Here is a 329-nt window from a genome sequence, read left to right as displayed (position 1 = left end):
ATGGCCCGGCACACCTTTGCCACTACCGTAACGCTTTCTAATGGTATGCCTATAGAAACCGTATCCAAGCTATTAGGGCATACCAAACTAGCGACAACGCAAATTTATGCAAGAGTGCTCCAGAAGAAGATCGCACAGGACATGAACGACCTGGAAAGGAAGTTGGGCTCCATTTAAATTTCGAATCTTCGGAAGGTTATGATTTTTATCGCTTTGAATCCTGCAAATTGGTAAGGAGAGATTTCCGCAGGATCTTCGGATCCGTTACTATTGTTTGGTTTGATCAGGCACATTTCCCCAAATGGGAAAAACGCCTGATCAAACTTTTT

1 protein-coding gene is annotated in these 329 nt (G+C 43.5%); it reads left to right on the top strand.

The genetic code is table 11. The features are described 5' to 3' along the window. On the top strand, positions 1 to 177 hold a 177-nt coding region (locus IS446_RS00195; protein ID WP_203057150.1), incomplete at its 5' end, for a tyrosine-type recombinase/integrase. Positions 178 to 329 lie beyond the last annotated feature (152 nt).

The sequence above is a fragment of the Robertkochia sediminum genome (assembly GCF_016786255.1).
GTDB classification, from domain to species: domain Bacteria; phylum Bacteroidota; class Bacteroidia; order Flavobacteriales; family Flavobacteriaceae; genus Robertkochia; species Robertkochia sediminum.
This window is presented reverse-complemented; position numbering and strand designations above follow the sequence as displayed.